This is a genomic window from Epibacterium sp. Ofav1-8, assembly GCF_022348185.1.
GTDB lineage: Bacteria > Pseudomonadota > Alphaproteobacteria > Rhodobacterales > Rhodobacteraceae > Epibacterium.
Map to the genome: position 1 here is coordinate 34,340 of NZ_JAKRFD010000011.1, position 15,995 is coordinate 50,334.

General features: G+C 61.2%; 18 protein-coding genes and 2 pseudogenes. 11 read left to right on the plus strand and 9 right to left on the minus strand.

Annotation, left to right across the window (positions count from 1 at the left end; translation table 11 throughout):
• Nucleotides 1-2: 2 nt before the first annotated feature.
• Nucleotides 3-764, minus strand: coding sequence for an SDR family NAD(P)-dependent oxidoreductase (locus MHM97_RS16960; protein WP_239323626.1), 762 nt, complete (start codon nt 762-764; stop codon nt 3-5).
• Nucleotides 765-921: 157 nt separating this feature from the next.
• On the opposite strand from MHM97_RS16960, the gene MHM97_RS16965 reads away from it, so the two are divergent.
• On the plus strand, nt 922-1,548 hold the full coding sequence (locus MHM97_RS16965) for a TetR/AcrR family transcriptional regulator (RefSeq protein ID WP_239323628.1): 627 nt from the start codon (nt 922-924) through the stop codon (nt 1,546-1,548).
• A 4-nt stretch (nt 1,549-1,552) separates the two neighbouring features.
• Here the strand turns inward: MHM97_RS16965 and MHM97_RS16970 are convergent, their stop codons facing one another.
• Nucleotides 1,553-2,158 carry a TetR/AcrR family transcriptional regulator gene (locus MHM97_RS16970; RefSeq protein ID WP_239323630.1) on the minus strand — a complete coding sequence of 202 codons (606 nt, stop codon included), beginning with the start codon at nt 2,156-2,158 and terminating at the stop codon, nt 1,553-1,555.
• 121 nt (nt 2,159-2,279) lie between these two features.
• On the opposite strand from MHM97_RS16970, the gene MHM97_RS16975 reads away from it, so the two are divergent.
• The 3 genes from MHM97_RS16975 to MHM97_RS16985 all read left to right on the plus strand — a co-directional run bounded on the left by MHM97_RS16975 (nt 2,280) and on the right by MHM97_RS16985 (nt 3,805).
• Entirely contained in the window at nt 2,280-2,681 is a 402-nt protein-coding gene (locus MHM97_RS16975; protein WP_239323632.1) for a RidA family protein, read from the plus strand.
• 89 nt (nt 2,682-2,770) lie between these two features.
• A complete protein-coding gene (locus MHM97_RS16980; protein WP_239323634.1) occupies nt 2,771-3,406 on the plus strand; it encodes an FMN-binding negative transcriptional regulator in 636 nt (211 codons plus the stop codon).
• An 87-nt stretch (nt 3,407-3,493) separates the two neighbouring features.
• Entirely contained in the window at nt 3,494-3,805 is a 312-nt protein-coding gene (locus MHM97_RS16985) for a MazG-like family protein (protein WP_239323636.1), read from the plus strand.
• On the opposite strand, the gene MHM97_RS16990 is transcribed toward MHM97_RS16985, so the two are convergent.
• Nucleotides 3,795-4,229 carry an Rrf2 family transcriptional regulator gene (locus MHM97_RS16990; protein WP_239323638.1) on the minus strand — a complete coding sequence of 145 codons (435 nt, stop codon included), beginning with the start codon at nt 4,227-4,229 and terminating at the stop codon, nt 3,795-3,797. The genes MHM97_RS16985 and MHM97_RS16990 overlap by 11 nt on opposite strands.
• A 102-nt stretch (nt 4,230-4,331) precedes the next feature.
• On the opposite strand from MHM97_RS16990, the gene MHM97_RS16995 reads away from it, so the two are divergent.
• Together MHM97_RS16995 and MHM97_RS17000 are read left to right on the plus strand one after the other, a co-directional pair.
• Nucleotides 4,332-5,726, plus strand: a complete 1,395-nt coding sequence (locus MHM97_RS16995; protein WP_239323640.1) for an MFS transporter — start codon at nt 4,332-4,334, stop codon at nt 5,724-5,726.
• On the plus strand, nt 5,723-6,358 hold the full coding sequence (locus MHM97_RS17000; RefSeq protein ID WP_239323642.1) for a class I SAM-dependent methyltransferase: 636 nt from the start codon (nt 5,723-5,725) through the stop codon (nt 6,356-6,358). Before MHM97_RS16995 ends, MHM97_RS17000 begins: the two co-directional genes overlap by 4 nt.
• A gap of 235 nt (nt 6,359-6,593) precedes the next feature.
• Here MHM97_RS17000 and bla read toward each other — a convergent pair whose 3' ends face one another.
• Complete coding sequence (gene bla / locus MHM97_RS17005; RefSeq protein ID WP_239323644.1) at nt 6,594-7,475, minus strand: class A beta-lactamase; 882 nt, start codon at nt 7,473-7,475, stop codon at nt 6,594-6,596.
• A gap of 138 nt (nt 7,476-7,613) precedes the next feature.
• On the opposite strand from bla, the gene MHM97_RS22770 reads away from it, so the two are divergent.
• Together MHM97_RS22770 and MHM97_RS22775 are read left to right on the plus strand one after the other, a co-directional pair.
• On the plus strand, nt 7,614-8,171 hold the full coding sequence (locus MHM97_RS22770; RefSeq protein ID WP_255729878.1) for a LysR family transcriptional regulator: 558 nt from the start codon (nt 7,614-7,616) through the stop codon (nt 8,169-8,171).
• A 5-nt stretch (nt 8,172-8,176) separates the two neighbouring features.
• Nucleotides 8,177-8,473, plus strand: a complete 297-nt coding sequence (locus MHM97_RS22775) for a LysR substrate-binding domain-containing protein (protein WP_255729880.1) — start codon at nt 8,177-8,179, stop codon at nt 8,471-8,473.
• A 703-nt stretch (nt 8,474-9,176) separates the two neighbouring features.
• On the opposite strand, the pseudogene MHM97_RS17015 reads toward MHM97_RS22775, so the two are convergent.
• Nucleotides 9,177-9,593, minus strand: a pseudogene (locus MHM97_RS17015) (IS110 family transposase); the annotation flags it as partial.
• 103 nt (nt 9,594-9,696) lie between these two features.
• Between MHM97_RS17015 and MHM97_RS17020 the strand changes: the two are divergent.
• Nucleotides 9,697-9,951: pseudogene (locus MHM97_RS17020) on the plus strand (IS110 family transposase); the annotation flags it as partial.
• Between the two features lie 166 nt (nt 9,952-10,117).
• Nucleotides 10,118-10,414 (plus strand): hypothetical protein, encoded by a 297-nt coding sequence (locus tag MHM97_RS17025; RefSeq protein WP_239323646.1) that lies wholly within the window; start codon nt 10,118-10,120, stop codon nt 10,412-10,414.
• Between the two features lie 18 nt (nt 10,415-10,432).
• Here the strand turns inward: MHM97_RS17025 and MHM97_RS17030 are convergent, their stop codons facing one another.
• Entirely contained in the window at nt 10,433-11,908 is a 1,476-nt protein-coding gene (locus tag MHM97_RS17030) for an aldehyde dehydrogenase family protein (RefSeq protein ID WP_255729883.1), read from the minus strand.
• A gap of 118 nt (nt 11,909-12,026) precedes the next feature.
• On the opposite strand from MHM97_RS17030, the gene MHM97_RS17035 reads away from it, so the two are divergent.
• Nucleotides 12,027-12,179 carry a hypothetical protein gene (locus MHM97_RS17035; RefSeq protein ID WP_239323648.1) on the plus strand — a complete coding sequence of 51 codons (153 nt, stop codon included), beginning with the start codon at nt 12,027-12,029 and terminating at the stop codon, nt 12,177-12,179.
• 29 nt (nt 12,180-12,208) lie between these two features.
• On the opposite strand, the gene MHM97_RS17040 is transcribed toward MHM97_RS17035, so the two are convergent.
• The 3 genes from MHM97_RS17040 to MHM97_RS17050 are packed head-to-tail and all read right to left on the minus strand — an operon-like array spanning nt 12,209 to nt 15,993.
• Complete coding sequence (locus tag MHM97_RS17040) at nt 12,209-13,984, minus strand: IlvD/Edd family dehydratase (RefSeq protein ID WP_239323650.1); 1,776 nt, start codon at nt 13,982-13,984, stop codon at nt 12,209-12,211.
• A 26-nt stretch (nt 13,985-14,010) separates the two neighbouring features.
• Nucleotides 14,011-14,991, minus strand: a complete 981-nt coding sequence (locus tag MHM97_RS17045; protein ID WP_239323652.1) for a nucleoside hydrolase — start codon at nt 14,989-14,991, stop codon at nt 14,011-14,013.
• 36 nt (nt 14,992-15,027) lie between these two features.
• Entirely contained in the window at nt 15,028-15,993 is a 966-nt protein-coding gene (locus MHM97_RS17050) for an ABC transporter permease (protein WP_239323654.1), read from the minus strand.
• Nucleotides 15,994-15,995: the final 2 nt, after the last annotated feature.

Genomic DNA, 15,995 nt, shown 5'->3' on the forward strand with positions numbered 1-15,995 from the left:
GCCTAGATCCCTAGGCCACCAGCGACATCGAAGGTGCTGCCGGTCATGTATCCGGCTTCCGGGCCCGCAAGGAAGGTCACCATGGCCGCAACCTCGCGCAGCGCAGCGACGCGGCGGATCGGATGCATGTCGAGAAAGAAGTCGGGCGCCTCGGTGCTGCCGAGTGCCTCAGCCATCATGTCCGTCGGCATCGCCCCCGGTTGCACCACATTGACGGTGATGTTGCGCTTCCCCAAATCCCGCGCAATACCGCGGGCGTAGCCGTTGATGGCCGCCTTGCTGCCAGCGTAATCGGCAACACCCGGAAACAGTGAATGGGTGCCATTGAGCGAGCCGATGAAGATGATCCGCCCGCCGTCCGAGATCACCGGCGCCGCTGCTCGTGTGGTCGCAATCGCACCCATTACGTTGATCTGCCACAGCCGGTCGAGTTTCACAGGATCATGCCTTGGGTCGTCCACAGGGGTACCCGGGACGACGATAGCCGCATTGTTGATCAGGATGTCGAGCCTACCGAATTCGGCAAGGACACGGTCGATCATCGGTTTTGCAGATGCCGGATCACCTTGATCACAGCGCAGCGCCATAGCGCGCACCCCCTTGGCCCGAAGCTTTTCGGCCACCGCCTCGGCCTTCTCCTGCGCGGCGACATAGGTGATCGCCACATCAGCACCCAGCGCAGCAAAGGCTTCCGCCATCTCCGCGCCCAGACCACGCGAACCGCCAGTGATCAAGGCAACTTTGCCCGCAAATACCTGTGTCATATCGCAATTTTCCTTTTGTTCTTTGCACAGACCGGGTCGAAGCGCCGCATGCGATCCGATTCCATAATGGTCATTACGTAATGATCGGTATGAAATCTGGACAAGGGCTGTCAAGTGGTTTAGTAATGGTCATTATGAAATAAGCTGAGGAGCCCAGATGGGACGACGCCGCGAGTTTGATGTAGACAAGGCACTAGATGCCGCGCTCTGCGTGTTCTGGCGCAAGGGCTATGAGGGGGCTTCATATGCCGACCTGACTGCAGCCGCCGGAGTGGAGCGTCCAGCGCTCTATTCCGCCTTCGGCAACAAGGAAGCCCTGTTTCGCAAGGCCCTGGACCGCTATTTCGAGACTTATATGGATTTCATCCCCGAGGCGCTGGCGCAGCCGACTGCCTACGGCGTGGTGCGGGGCATGCTTTTCGGCGCGCTGGAGCTGCACACCCGCTTTCCCGATCAATCGGGTTGCCTCGGCATCAACGGCGCCCTGGCAGTGTCTGACGAGGCTGAGCCGGTGAGGCGCGCCCTTATCGCAGAGCGCGCCCAAGGTGAGGCAAAGCTGCGCGCTCGGCTCGAGCAGGCACGCGCGGAGGGCGACCTGCCCGCTTCGTCAGATCCGGCGGCGCTGGCCGCCTTTGTCCTCGCGGTCTCGCACGGGATGGCGGTTCAGGCCAAGGCAGGCTTCAATCGCGACCAACTCGCAGCGGTTGCGGAACTCGCACTTTCTGCGATGCCAAATGGCACACCCGACCAGACTGGCCTGAAGGGCAAAAATGTATCGGACTGAGACCTTACCCGTCGTCGTCGGTCTGCGCGAGAACTCCGGAGGCGAGGCATTCAAAGGCGGCAATCGCCTTGGGAAGGGTCGCCTTCGCATCTTCGCTCGCCGCGACCCAGAGCGCGGCATTCAGAGCAACACCGTTCAGCAGACGCGCGATGCCCTCAATGTCCACCCGCTTGATCCGGCCCGCGGAGGCCAACTTCGTGAGCGTGGTAATGGTCGCCTGCAAGCAGCGGTTCTGGCTCGGCCATTGCGCGGGATCGCCCAGAACCGCAGGGCCGTCCAAAAGGACGATACGCTGCACTTCGGGTTCCAACGCCATTTCGATATAAGCCGCGCCCTCCGCCATCAACCCGGCCCAACCTCCACCGGCGCGCTCGCCCGCAGCTTTGGCCGTGATTGCCATCGCTGTGTCGATTTGGTCCACCACCGCCGCCATCAAGCCGCGCTTGTCACCGAAATTATGATAGAGCGCGCCGCGCGTCAGCCCCACCTCCGCCGTCAACTCGTCCATAGACGCCTCGGCAAAACCTTTCGCGGCAAAGGCTTTGCGGCCAGCCGCAATAAGCTTGGCCCGGTTTTCTTCCATTTTCTCGACGCGGGTCTGCTTGGCCATAGGCCCTCCTTTCGCATACACCTCGTATGTGACTTGACATACGGGGTGTATGCGACTACTTCCACATACGCACCGTATATGGAAGCAAAGTTGAAATCCACAAGAGAACAGCGAGAGTCCCATGCCCCTGAACAACCAACCCGTCTTTCCCGCCAACCGCCACGCGCTTTACGAGCAGCACGGCTATTCCGCCGCCATCAAGTCCGGCGATCTGGTCTTTGTTTCCGGACAAGTCGGCAGCCGCGAGGATGGTACGCCCGAGCCCGACTTCAAGAAACAGGTTGCGCTCGCTTTTGAAAACCTCAAGGCAGTCCTCGCCGCTGCCGACTGTAGCCTTGACGATATCATCGACGTCACCACTTTTCACACCGATCCCGAAGCACAGTTCGGCGACATCATGGAAGTGAAGGCCGGTATTTTCCCTGCAGCCCCCTACCCCAACTGGACCGCCATCGGCGTCAACTGGCTTGCGGGGTTCGATTTTGAAATCAAGGTTATCGCCCGCGCACCCGCCGCAGCCTAACCCGTCCCGCCGCGCCACGTTTGCGCGGCGGGATCTTCGCCCCAGGTTCCCCACGCCCTGAAACCCCACCGAAACTACAGGAGGTCACAATGTATCGCCCACAACAGTTTGCCGAAGACCGGCTGGAAGTGCTGGTCGCTGCCATCCGCGAAATCCAGTTCGCTGCAATTGTCACCCAGACCCCCGAGGGGATCGAAGTGACCCATGCGCCGGTGGTTATACGCCCTGGAGATACGGTAGAAAAAACATTTCTTGAGACCCATGTCGCACGTCCAAACCCGCATTGGCGGGCTGCGGTGGATGCTCCGAGTGTGGCGATCTTCCAGGGTCCCCAGGCCTATGTTTCGCCTTCCTGGTACCCTTCAAAACAAGAGCACGGCAAGGTAGTGCCCACCTGGACATACGTCTCGGTTCACGCCCACGGCCGACTGGAGGCGGTGCAGGATGAAAGTTGGCTGGCACAACATCTCGACGCACTGACCCAACAAAATGAAGCCACTCGAGCAAAACCCTGGGCGGTTTCGGACGCGCCCGAGGGCTTCATTCCCGCGCTGTCGCGAGGTATTGTCGGCCTTCGGATGCGGCTAGATCGGCTCGAAGGCGCCTGGAAGATCAACCAGCACAAGAACGAGGGAGACCGCGCCGGTACAGCCGCGGGCCTCGCCCGGTCCGGAGAAATGGGTGCGAAGCTTGCCGCCCTGCTGACCGAAGCGACTCGCGGCTGAGTGATCCCAACAATCACCTCCCCAAAAGAGGGTATCACACAGAGGCAGGTCCCCCAGGACATGCCTTCCCAAAGTAGGAGAACATGCATGCCTGTACTCGAAGATCCTGTCCGCCTCTTCCTGATGAAGAACAATATGCACTGTGGCCTCGCGCATCGCCTACTCGACGTTTCAAGTGAGCTTGGTGAGGTCAGCAAGGAAGTACTGAAGGCCTCGGTCTATGGCCAGACCGAGGCCCGCCTAACGGCCGAATTGCGAGAAGAACTGGGCGACCTGCTTTTTGCTGTTCACGCCCTTGCAAGCGAGGTTGATCTCGACCCAAACCACCTGCTCCAGGAGGCGCTGGCGAAATACATCGCCCGCCTGAGTGTGAAGGGACATATCGGATCTACCCCTTGAAAGGTTCAACAATCGACTGATCTGGTTTGACGATCTCTGCCACGGTCCGGGCTGCGAGACGTGCTTTGAAGACCTGCTTTGCCTCATAAAGGGCGTCATTCGTGGCGGCATTTGCAGCTCTGGCCAGGAGGCATGAGGGTTGGTCCTCATCCGGCGCAATGGCGAACAGCTCCGGCGCGCCGAGCGCGCTATATAAATCGAGCAGAGATATTTCAGTCAACGGCCGCGATAGGCTCCATCCTCCACCATGCCCTTTGGTCGAAGTAAGCAGCTGCGCCTCTCGAAGCCCAGCGAGGGTGCGGCGCACGACGGTGGCATTCGTGCCCAGCATTGCGGCGATTTCCTCGGACGTCGCTGGACGGTCCATCTCCGCCATATGAAGCAGGGCGTGAAGCACGCGGGGAAGGCGGCTGTCAGTTCGCATGGGGCCTCTCATGATACTTTTGAAGATGCGAGAGTTGAGGTCTCGCATTTAATGTGTCATACGATGTTACGAAAGATTCGTTCCAAATACCAGAGTTCCAACATGACCGTGACCAACTCCCGGTCCCGATGGCTTGCCATGGGGTTCCTTTGCCTTGGCAGTTTCATCAATCTCCTTGATGTGACTATCGTCACCGTCGCGCTGCCGCGCATCCAGTCCGATTTGTCGGCGTCTCCTGCTCAACTGGCGTGGGTGGCGGCAATCTATGTCCTCGCACTCGCGGCGGGGCTGCTGCCTATGGGCCGGTTCGGTGACAGTTGGGGTCGAAAACCTCTCTTTATTTGGGGGATGATCGGCTTCACTCTTGCCTCAGCGGCCTGCGCAGCTGCTTCAAACATTGCTCTGTTGATCGGCGCACGTTTGGCGCAGGGACTGTCAGCCGCGGTGATGGTCCCTCAAGTCCTGGCAATCTTGAATGTGACCTTCCCTCCAGAGCAGAAAGCCCGCGTTTTTGGCCTGTTTGCAGGGATCTCCAGCCTAGCCTCGGTTTCGGGGCCGGTGCTTGGTGGCGCATTGATCGCGCTGGATCTCTGGGGACTGGATTGGCGCGCTATCTTCATCGTGAACCTGCCTTTGGGCATTGTTGCCATCGTCGGCGCATCCTTCACAGTGCCCGCTGAGCGCGGCACATCGCGCGCAGTGGATTGGGTGAGCACAGCGCTCTTTGCCGTGACAACGCTCTGCCTTGTGTTGCCCTTGATCGAGGGGCGCGCGATGGGCTGGCCATGGTGGCTCGTCGCAACTCTTGTCGCCTCTGTGCCGTTGGCTGGGGTTACTCTGAACCATATGTTGCGGCGGGGTCGCCGCGGGCATACCGCACTGATCTCCACCGATCTCTTGCGCAATAGGTCCTTCTTGTGGGGCCTTGGCCGAGTTGTCTTCGTCTTTTCCGGGATACCTGGCTTCTTCCTTGTGCTGACCGTTTACCTGCAAGCGACCCTTGGATTTACGCCCCTACAAAGCGGACTAACCACAGCCGCGTTTCCGGTTGGCGTCATGGTGGCCTCGATGAGTGCAAACCGTTTGCGCGATTGGCCGCTGTCGAGACGGATCGGATGCAGCGCAGTGCTCCTTACTGCAGGCATGGCGCTCACTGCTCTGGGAGTTTGGCGGATGGGACGTGATATGGAGCCATGGCACCTTACCGCCCCGCTCTTGGTCTCTGGGCTTGCGATGGGGACGGTCGTGGTTGCTCTGTTTCAGTCGGTTATGGCCACTGCCGCGGCGCACGACTCCGGCGCTGCCTCAGGGGCGTTGCAAGCATTCCAGCAGATCGGAGCGGCACTGGGGATCGCCATCGTCTCCGGCATCTACTTCAGCCTATCGGAGGGAGGGGCGCCGCGGCCCGCCATGATTGCCGCCTGCTTCTATCCGATGATCCTCTTCGCACTTCTCGGCCTTAGCAATCTGCGAAAACTCAAAAGGAAACAGAGATGAAACCGACCTTACTCGATACCGACACTCCGGAAAGCTTCTGGGATCGCCATTGGTCGGCGATGACCCAACCGAGTAGCGGAACGCCGTCTGCTGCGTTGGAGCGCCTTGTTTCAGGACGATCCTTAGGGCGCGCCGTAGATCTCGGCTGCGGGCGTGGCGATGATGCGGTGTGGCTTGCACGAAACGGCTGGCAAGTGGTCGCTGTTGATGTATCGCAAACCGCGCTCGACACCGTTCGTCACAACGCTGAAGCCGCCGGGGTCGCACAGAAGGTCACCTGTGTGCGACATGACCTCTCCCGGACATGGCCTGAGGGCTCGTTCGATCTTGTGTTGTCGATGTTTACCCATACGCCGATGGAATTTGATCGTGCGGCAATGTTGCGGTCGGCAGCAACCCTCGTTGCACCCGGGGGGCTCCTTTTGATTGCTGGGCACGGAAGCCTTGCGCCTTGGGCCTGGAGCGATCCGGAGATTCAACTTCCCAATGCGCAGGATGTCGCCGACGCGCTTGATTTGTTGGAGTGGACTATAGTCGAGATCGCGGACTATCCACGAGAAGCACGCGGTTCTCAAGGTCAGGTCGCGCAAGTTCTTGACAGTGTCACCGCATTGGAACGCCCGCTCAAGTAACCACAGGCGAGGTGGCGTTTGCGAACCCATTTACAATGAGTTCTGGCGCTTGTGTCGTCAGGTTTTGTGAGACGTTCATCTTTTGCTTTTGTTTGGCTGCAGGGCGAAGGAGGTTCGCCGGCCAAACGCAGGTTACTCAGGCCGCCCTACTGCTAAAGACAGGTTCCAGAACGCGGCATGATGTAACAACCGCGATAGATCTGCCCCGAGCGAAGTGTTCGGGGCAGGTGTGGTTTCAGTCTCGGATCACCGCCATGATGGCATTGCCAATCTCTTTGAGCGCCGCATTGCGAGTGGCGAAGTCCACTTCGGCGTCGGAAATAAAGAGGGCGACGACCCAGGGCTCGCTCCCCTCCGGTGTGACTACGGCGATGATGTTGCGCGTGTGACTGCCGCTGCCGGATTTATCGAAGACCTGCCAGCCCTCCGGAGCCGCGGCCCGAAGCAGATCCCCAGTCACGCCGCCATGGCGCATCCACTCTGCCAGTTGATCGCGCGAGGCCTCTGAAAGCGCGTCGCCCAGAAGCAGGGTGCGCAGGGTTTCAGACATAGCAGCGGGAGTCGTTGTGTCGCGCGGATCATCAACGGCGAAAGTGTTCAGATCAGGCTCTCGCCGATCTAGACGGCTCACTTCATCCCCTGTGCTGCGGAAGAATGCCGTCACTTCCTGCGGGCCACCCAAGTGGTCGAGAACCATGTTCGTCGCTGTGTTGTCGCTCATGTCCAGCGCGGCAAAGCATAGATCCGCCAGCGACATTTCCGCGCCGACTCGGCCTTCGGTTACCGGCGCATAGGAGAGAAGGTCGTCTTCTTTCACCAAAAGACGGTCCGAGAGTGCCATCTCGCCCGCGTCAACACGGGCTAGCACCGCAGCGCAAATGGGAGTTTTCACCGTGCTGTTCATAAGGAACCGCTCGTCAGCGCGATAGGACCAGGCTTGCTGAGACCCAGTATCGACAAGCGACAGGCCAACACGGGCCCCAAGCCGATTTTCGACCTGTGTCACAGTATCGGACAAGGCTTCGATTGAAGTCTCGGCAGGCGCGGCCGAGGCAATGATTATGCCAAAGGTAAGCCCTGCCGCGAGGCGCGACAAAGAGGCAGCGGTGAACCGCATTGCAGTATCCTTTATGGTAAGGGCTCGGAGGGGAGCCAATCAGTAACATCAGCTGACGTCATGAACGCTCTATATTTGGTCTTGTTTGGCCGTCGCAAACGACAAATATTATAGCTTGCCATTAGCTGAGGTCATGACATGGATCGCCCAGATCTACCCCTGAACGCGCTTCGAGTCTTTGAGGTCGCCATGCGGCAGGGGAGTTTTACCAAGGCTGCGATTGAGCTGCGCGTGACGCAAGCCGCTGTGAGCCATCAGGTTGCGCGGCTTGAGGATCTGCTGGGGGCAACCCTGTTCCTTCGGACCTCGCAGGGCCTTGTGCCAACTGACGAGGGACGTTTGCTCTTTCCGGTGCTGGAACATGGGTTCGATGCGATGGCCCGGGTGCTGGATCGAATTGGTAGCCGCCGCGACATCGAGGTGCTGCAAGTCGGCGTAAACACAACCTTTGCGCTTGGCTGGCTGATGCCCCGAATTGATCTGTTCCGGCAAGCTCATCCGGAAATCGACCTACGGATTTCGACCAACAACAATCGCGTTGAGATCCTGCGCGAAGGGCTAGATATGGCGATCCGTTTCGGCACTGGTGGCTGGACCGGTCATGAGACGGTCCCGTTGATCGAGGCGCCACTCTCTCCGCTCTGTGCTCCGTCCATGCAACGCGTTTGCTGGAGCCCGCCGATCTGGCGCAGGTGAGCCTGTTGCGAAGCTATCGTAGTGCCGAATGGGCAGGATGGTTTGAGGCTGCGGGCACGACCTGCCCACCTGTGACGGGCGCGATATTCGATAGCTCAATCGCGCTGGCAGAACTTGCCGCCTCAGGCGCAGGTGCGGCTTTGCTGCCGGTGGCCATGTTCGAAGGTTGGATCACGCTGGACCGTTTGGCGCAGCCTTTTGGTGTCACAGTCAATATCGGCAGATATTACCTAGCTTGGCCGTCGGATCGACAATCAAGCCCGGCGATGCGCGTCTTTACAAGCTGGCTTACTGGAAAATAATCTCCATGAAGAGACACGCGGAGCACATTTTCAGGCCCCATTGTTGATCTCTCGTAAATTCCATGAGCTGCTCTAAACGGTCTGAATTTACTCCGCCTGCGCCTCAAGCGGCGCACCGCAGCACTGACACACCGAGCGCTTCGCCTTCAGTTCTTCCAGGAGATGCAGCGGTGCGCTCTCCACGAAGTACCTGACCTTCTCAGGGTCGACGCAGACCCGCCGCGAGGTACCCCGGTAGACCAGCCAGCAATGGACGGACCCCACCACGCAGATTAATATGCCAGCTATGCAGAACATCGGACCAATCATGCGCTTTCCCTTTCCGAGGGTCATCCTTGTCGCGAGCGCTTGGCGCACGCCCTCAGAAGGCTGCACCCTTATCGTCGACGTGTCAAATGTGGGCAAGCATGGTCGCGTCATAGCCCCAGCGCGCACTGCAGATCATCATGCTCGAACGCGCTGGCCATGCGATTGACCACGGCGCATCACGCTCCGACCGACTTCGCGGTTTCACGTCAAGTAGCGGTGACCGTAGTCAGCACCCGTGCCTTGATGTCAACCGGCACCGGATTGAGAACGTAGGCTGGTGACAGCGACCATCCCGTCGACAGAAGCAGAGGCCAATTTCTGTGCCGCTCTGGAAACTGAAGACATTGCCGTGGAACTAACTGAATTCAGCCTCCGGCAAACCCGGTGCGGCTCAATAGGCTTCTTCGACCTTCCGATACGCCGTCCGATACACCGTGAGATCAGGCCGCCAAGCTGCGAACGTGCGGATTAACTGCATGCGGGTCATCTGCCGCAACGGGTCCCCCAACCTGTCGGGCGGGCAGACAATCGTCGTTTGAATCATCTGCAAGGCGATGCGGCGCGCCTGAACGGCCGTCTTACGACAAACCCTTAGAACACCGAGACTTTCGACCATTCCATCACGGTTCCTTGGTGTCTCGGTTTGCCGCACGGCAAAGGCGGCATGAGTCGCGCTTTTTGCATCGAAGTGGTCGTTCTTTCCGCGGCGTCGTCGGTCATACTTGTCTAGGGCAGTGACCTCCGGAACCTCGACACCAGCCGCCTGCATGTAACGCAAAAATCCCGCGCCATAGCTGCCCGAGCATTCGATGCTGTTGATTGTCACTGAGAGCTGATGGGGTGGATACACCTCCCGACGGCATCGCAATGTGCCAAGGTGATGTGGGTCACAGCACAAGAGGGAGGAAGTATCCATGACAGAAGTTACCATTGCTCGGCTGGATTTGGCAAAGCGGGTTTTCCAGGTTCATGGTGCGACGGCCGATGGCGGCGTTGCTATTCGCAAGAACCTGTCACGGGGTCAGGTGTTGGCATTTTTTGCAGCTTTGCGGCTCTGCGTGGTTGCTATGGAGGCCTGCGCCACGGCCCACTGCTGGGCACGTGAGATCTGTGTTCTGGGACATACCATCAGATTGGTGCCGCCTGCCTACGTCAAGCCATTCGTGAAGTAATGCAGAGGTGGTCATTACTTTACTTATCATCAGGTGGCCATAATACGAAGGACCGTGGGACAGGCGCATGAAATCCCCGTATTTCTGCCATTAATCGACGGCTTTGCTCCGCATTATTTTCGGACGAACCTCTGCGGTTTTTTGACCAGCGGGGGAGCCAGCGATGACAAAAGCCGATCGCCAAGTAATCACCGAACTCGAAGCCGTACTGCCCAGCCAAGAATACAGCCCGGTGGTGGTCAGGAATTACTGCGCCTATGCGCGCGGCTTCCTTGACCATCTTGCGCAGCGGAATATCCCGGTCGCGGATGTAACCGAAGCCCAAGTGGAGCAATACCTGCGCGAAGCGGTCGCGCTGTTCCAGCGCCGTCACGGCCGCCTTCCCGGTCCACGCTGGCACCAGATTCCCTGCGCAGGTATTCACACGTTGTTGCGGCTTGTGCAGGGCCGCTGTCCTTAAGCCCTCAGCCAAGCCCCTTTAATCGCTATCCTTGACTGGAATTTTGCCTTCTCCGATACGAGCACGGAGCAAATGCATCAACTCAATGCATTTTTCAAGAATCTCCTGATCACCACTGGCCACTCTTGATTCCCGCCGTTCTAACCAAGCCTTCATCCTGGCTTCCATCTTAGGCGCCAACGGGACGCGACCAGCAACCACTTTGCTATACTGCCCTTGTGAAACACCCATTTGATGAGCGACTTCCGCCTGATCCAAATCGTCATAGGCCACGACGATGGCAAGGGGGCCGAAGACCACCTCGTGGAAGGCGCGCATCTCCGGGGTCACCCCGAACAGGACCGTGGCCGGGAAAAACTTGCCATCCGCGGTGCCGCCGACCAGACATGTCGCGCCCTTGGTCACTGCATCCTCGACGATGCCCTCGATCCGCTTGGCCTCAGACTCCGCGATCAGCGGCCCCAGGGCGCAATCGCCCTTGATAGGATCGCCCACCGGCAGGTTCCGCGCCTTGGCGGCCAGCGCCTCAGCCATCTTGTCGGCCTGGGCGACGGGCACCAGGATCTTGCCGGTCGCCATGCAGATCTGGCCCTGATGCAGCCAGGCCCCCCAGGCGCAGTTCGAGGCGGCAGTATCGAGATCCGCATCCTCCAGCACGATGATCGGATTCTTACCGCCAAGCTCCAGATTCACTTTCTTGAGGTTGCGCCCGCAGGCTTCGGCGACCTTGGAGCCGACGCCGGGCGAGCCGGTGAAGGAGACCTTGGAGATGATCGGGTTTTCGCACAGTTCGGTGCCGACATCGGCGCCGCCCGGCAGGATATGCAGCAGGTTGTCGGGCAACCCTGCCTCCTCGAACACCCGCGCCATGATGACACCGCCGGAAATTGGCGTGCGCGGATCGGGCTTGTGCACAACCGCATTGCCGGTGGCCAGCGCCGCCGCAATGGCGCGGATCGACAGGATCAGCGGGAAGTTGAAGGGCGAAATCACCCCGACCACCCCATGGGGCACCCGGTGCAGTTCCTCGTGGCGACCGTCGTCAGACGGGATGATCCGGCCCATCGGTTCGACGGCAGTGGCGGCGGCAGCCCGAAGGAAGGCCGCGCTGTGCTGGAATTCGATCGCCGCTTTCGGCGGGATAGAGCCGCTTTCCTGGACCAGCCAAGGCAGCAATTCGTCCCGGTGTCTTCCCATCAGGTCGGCCACCCGCAACAGCAGCGCCGCGCGCTCCGCCGCAGGGGTCGCCTGCCAGGACGGCTGGGCGGCCTCCGCAGCGCGCCGCACATCGGTAACAGACGCCATGCCGACCTCGGCCAGCGGCGCACCGGAGGCCAATGCGACCACCTCTGCCGTACCGCCCTCCGAGGCGATCCAGCCCCCGGAAAAGATCTTGCTGCGCCAATCGGCGCCTTCGAGTATGGAGATTTCAGACGGGAGCTGCCCCCTTTTGACCGCAAGTAGACGGAGCCCGGTCGCGTCAGGATAGCCCAAACTATCCGGGTCAGCTTGTTGGCCAGCGCCACGACAGATTTGTTGTGGTGCGTTCGCGCTTCAAGCGCCGAGTTTCGACTACGAACCCTTCGGCCAACTCCTACGGTTTCCCGTTCACATGATGCGCCAACGCCATAAAATGCTGGTCCAGCGCGCCATTGCGCTGCTGGAAGGCGACAGCCCGCCAGTCATCGAACAGGTGCAACCCGAGCTATACCGGGCGACGGCGCACCGCGCCCCCGCTCCGATACCGATCAAGGCGCTGCTGTGACGCCCCGCGGCCCCACCTCAGTGCCCACCTCAGTGATTGTGCTTCGGCAGCCGTTTTGACAGATTGCGCATCTCCGGCGCATCGCGGATCACCATGCCTTCGCTTAGCGAGGTGGTGGTGCGCTGAAAGATCGCCTCCCAGGGGGTCGAAGGTGCGGTGATCTGCGCGACCGTGGCGGCCCGCCGTGCCGCCAGCTCTTCTGCTGAAACCAGTAGGTCGCAGCATCCCACAGCTAGATTCACCGACAGCCAGTCGCCGTCGCGAAGCAGCGCCAGCCCGCCGCCGGTACTGGCCTCGGGACAGACATGCAGGATCGAGGGGCTGTCCGAGGTGCCCGACTGACGCCCGTCGCCGATCGACGGCAGGCTGGCGATCCCCTTGGTGATCAGCCGATCCGGCGGCTGCATATTGACGACCTCCGCCGAGCCGGGCCAGCCCAGGGGACCGGCATGGCGCATCACCAGAATGCACTGCGCGTCGATGTCCAGCGCCGGGTCGTTGATCCGGTGGTGATAATCCTCGCCACCATCGAAAATCACCGCCCGCGCCCGGAAGCGGTTCGGCGCCTCCGGGTCGCTCAGGAAACGGGCGCGGAACTCGGGCGAGATCACACTGGTCTTCATGATCGCAAAATCGAAGAAATTGCCGCGCATCACCACAAATCCCGCGCGCTCCGCCAACGGGGTCGAAACCGGGCGGATGACATCGCTGTTGCCGCTTTTGTGGCCCGCGAGATTGGCGCCCAGAGTCTGGCCATTGACGGTCAGGCAGTCCGGCTCCAGCAGACCGGCGGCGTTGAGTTCCGCCATGACCGCGGGCACGCCGCCCGCGCGATGGAAATCCTCCGACAGATATGTGCCCGCGGGCTGCACATTGGCCAGCAGCGGGATATCCAGCCCGACCTCCTGCCAGGCCGAGGCGGGCAGGTCGTGGCCCGCATGGGCGGCGATGGCGGTCAGATGCGGCTGTGCGTTGGTGGATCCGCCGATGGCAGAAATCACCCGGATCGCATTGCGCAGCGCGGCGGGGTTTACGATATCCAGCGGGCGCAGGTCGCGCTGCACAAGATCCACCGCTGCCTTGCCAGTGCGATATGCCATCTGCCCGCGCTCGCGATAGGGGGCGGGGATTGCCGCCGCCCCGGGCAGGGTCAGCCCCAGCGCCTCGGCCACCGCATTCATGGTGCTGGCGGTGCCCATGGTGTTGCAATGCCCCACCGAGGGCGCCGAGGCGGCGGCGCGGTCGAGGAACGCATCGCCGTCGATCTCGCCCGCCGCCATCGCACGGCGCGCCCGCCAGATCACGGTGCCGGAGCCGACTCGCTCCTCCCCCGCCCAGCCGTTCAGCATCGGCCCGCCGTTCAGAACGATGGCGGGAATATTCACCGTCAGCGCCGCCATGATCGCCGAGGGCGTGGTCTTGTCGCAGCCGGTGGTCAGAACCACCCCGTCGATGGGATAGCCGTTCAGGATCTCCACCAGGCCCAGATAGGCCAGATTGCGATCCAGCGCCGCCGTCGGGCGGCGGCAGTTCTCGAAGATCGGATGGGTCGGGAAGGACAGCGCGATCCCGCCCGCGTCCCGGATCCCGTCCCGGACCCGCCGTTCCAGCTCCAGATGCACCCGGTTGCAGGGGGACATGTCGCTGCCCGACTGCGCGATGGCAATGATCGGCCTGCCCTCGCGCAGCTCTCCGGGTGTAATCCCATAGTTCATGAAACGCTCCAGATAGAGCGCCGTCATATCCAGCCGGTCCTCGCTGTCGAACCAGTCCTGGGATCTCAGACGTTTGCCTTGCTTTGCCATCGAATTACACCCGGGGTCCTATGTCGTTATGCCTTGGCGGGATCGTAAGCGCCGCCGGTCAGGCGGGACAGAAGCTGGCTGCGGAAGCCTTCCCGGTTCACATCCTTCACGATACGTGTGTCGGGCGTATCGGGCCATTGCTTCTCGCCGCCGTTGGAGGCGTTGAGACGCCGGTCCGCCACGGTCATGCCGCGAGTGTGGGTACCGTTTAGCTCCACCTGTACTGGCAGTTCCTCGACCTCGGTGATCAGGCTCTCATCCACAACTACGCCCACGGTCAGTGCCGAATGCATCGCACAGGCGCGCTGTTCCAGCTTGTTCTCGTAAAAGTCGATATAAAAGGGCAACATTGCCGCCAGGTATTCACCACGCGGACCGGCGGCCTTCAGGTGCGCAAGCTCGGATTCGTAGAACAATGTGTCATCGGTCACGTCCAGCCCAACCATGGTGACCTTCCAGCCGGGTTCCTGCAACACGATCTGCGCCGCCTCCGGGTCGTGCCAGGCGTCGGCCTCGGCCACCGGGGTCACATTGCCCGGCACCCAGACGTTGCCGCCCATCCAGACCACGGATTTCAGCACCTCGGGCAGCGTCGGGTCGATCTGCATCGCCAGCGCCAGATTGGTCAGCGGGCCGAGCGCGATATAGGTGATCTCGCCGGGATGCTCATGCGCAAGATCCACCGTCAACTGCGCGGCGTTTTTCTCCACCGGCTTGACCTTGGTGGCCTTGGGATAACCGGCGTTGCCGACCCCATCCTGTCCATGCACGAAATCCGCATAGTTCGGCGTGCCCACCAGTGCCCGCGCCGCGCCCCTGGCCAGCGGGATATCCGTGCGGTCGTAGACCTCCATCAGATAGGCGGTGTTCTCGGTGGTCAGCTCGACCGACACATTGCCGAAGATGCTGGTGAAGGCCAGAATGTCCAGCTCGGGCGATTCCAGCGCCAGCGCACAGCCAAGCGCGTCGTCGATGCCGGTATCTGTGTCAATGATGACTTTTTTCATAGTATTCTCCATAGTGCCGCGCAGAGCCGCGCGGGATTAACGTTGACCTTTGGTGTAAGGTTTGCCGCCTGCCAGCGGTGCCTCGCTCTTGCCGGCGGTGATCGCCAGAAGCAGGATCGCCAGCACATAGGGCATCGCCTGTATGGCTTGCACCGGCACATCGACCTCCGCGATGCTCAGCCCCTGAAGACGGCTTTGCAGCGCATCCGTCGCCGCGAAGAGCTGGCAGACCAGAAGCACCCGCACCGGTTTCCAGTTGCCGAAGATGAGGGCGGCCAGCGCCAGATAGCCCTGCCCCGCCGTCATGTCGCGGTAGAAGGCCCCGCCCTGCACGATGGCGAGATAGGCCCCGGCGGCGCCGCACAGAAGCCCGTTGATCACCATCGCCTGATACCGCATCCGGTAGACCGACACCCCTGCCGAATCCAGCGCCTCGGGCTTGTCGCCACAGGCATACATGCGCAGGCCAAAGCTGCTGTGATACAGCACCAGATAGGTGACCGCGACGGCGACAAAGGCGCCCAGGGTCAGGATCGTATGGCCCCCGGCCAGACCCGCCAGCGCCGACTGCAGCGCCGGAACGCCCTCCAGCCAGGAAAACTGCGGCGCAATCGCCGAGAACCGCGCGCCGTCCGGCAAGGGCGGCGTCTGGCCGCCCCGGGCATAAAGCGCGATGCCGACAAAGACCGTCAGCCCGGTGGCGATGATATTGATCGCCAGCCCCAGCACCAGCTGGTTGCCACGGAACCGCACCGAGGCGACGCCCTGCACCAGCGAAACCATCACGCCCACCGCCATCGCGCCGAGAAGGCCGACATAGGGGTTGCCCGCGACCGAGGCCACCGCCCCGGCGGCAAAGGCCCCCAGCAGCATCTTGCCCTCCAGCCCGATATCGATGATCCCGGAACGTTCCGCGTAAAGCCCCGCGATCGCCGCGAAGATCAGCGGAATCGACAGGCGGATGGCCGAGGCCAGCAACAGGGGAATATCTGCAAAATCCATGC

Coding starts and splice junctions, on each gene's coding strand:
- MHM97_RS16960 (WP_239323626.1), bottom strand. CDS start 764: ATGACACAGGTATTTGCGGGCAAAGTTGCCTTGATCACTGGCGGTTCG.
- MHM97_RS16965 (WP_239323628.1), top strand. CDS start 922: ATGGGACGACGCCGCGAGTTTGATGTAGACAAGGCACTAGATGCCGCG.
- MHM97_RS16970 (WP_239323630.1), bottom strand. CDS start 2,158: ATGGCCAAGCAGACCCGCGTCGAGAAAATGGAAGAAAACCGGGCCAAG.
- MHM97_RS16975 (WP_239323632.1), top strand. CDS start 2,280: ATGCCCCTGAACAACCAACCCGTCTTTCCCGCCAACCGCCACGCGCTT.
- MHM97_RS16980 (WP_239323634.1), top strand. CDS start 2,771: ATGTATCGCCCACAACAGTTTGCCGAAGACCGGCTGGAAGTGCTGGTC.
- MHM97_RS16985 (WP_239323636.1), top strand. CDS start 3,494: ATGCCTGTACTCGAAGATCCTGTCCGCCTCTTCCTGATGAAGAACAAT.
- MHM97_RS16990 (WP_239323638.1), bottom strand. CDS start 4,229: ATGCGAACTGACAGCCGCCTTCCCCGCGTGCTTCACGCCCTGCTTCAT.
- MHM97_RS16995 (WP_239323640.1), top strand. CDS start 4,332: ATGACCGTGACCAACTCCCGGTCCCGATGGCTTGCCATGGGGTTCCTT.
- MHM97_RS17000 (WP_239323642.1), top strand. CDS start 5,723: ATGAAACCGACCTTACTCGATACCGACACTCCGGAAAGCTTCTGGGAT.
- bla (WP_239323644.1), bottom strand. CDS start 7,475: ATGCGGTTCACCGCTGCCTCTTTGTCGCGCCTCGCGGCAGGGCTTACC.
- MHM97_RS22770 (WP_255729878.1), top strand. CDS start 7,614: ATGGATCGCCCAGATCTACCCCTGAACGCGCTTCGAGTCTTTGAGGTC.
- MHM97_RS17025 (WP_239323646.1), top strand. CDS start 10,118: ATGACAAAAGCCGATCGCCAAGTAATCACCGAACTCGAAGCCGTACTG.
- MHM97_RS17035 (WP_239323648.1), top strand. CDS start 12,027: ATGATGCGCCAACGCCATAAAATGCTGGTCCAGCGCGCCATTGCGCTG.
- MHM97_RS17040 (WP_239323650.1), bottom strand. CDS start 13,984: ATGGCAAAGCAAGGCAAACGTCTGAGATCCCAGGACTGGTTCGACAGC.
- MHM97_RS17045 (WP_239323652.1), bottom strand. CDS start 14,991: ATGAAAAAAGTCATCATTGACACAGATACCGGCATCGACGACGCGCTT.
- MHM97_RS17050 (WP_239323654.1), bottom strand. CDS start 15,993: ATGGATTTTGCAGATATTCCCCTGTTGCTGGCCTCGGCCATCCGCCTG.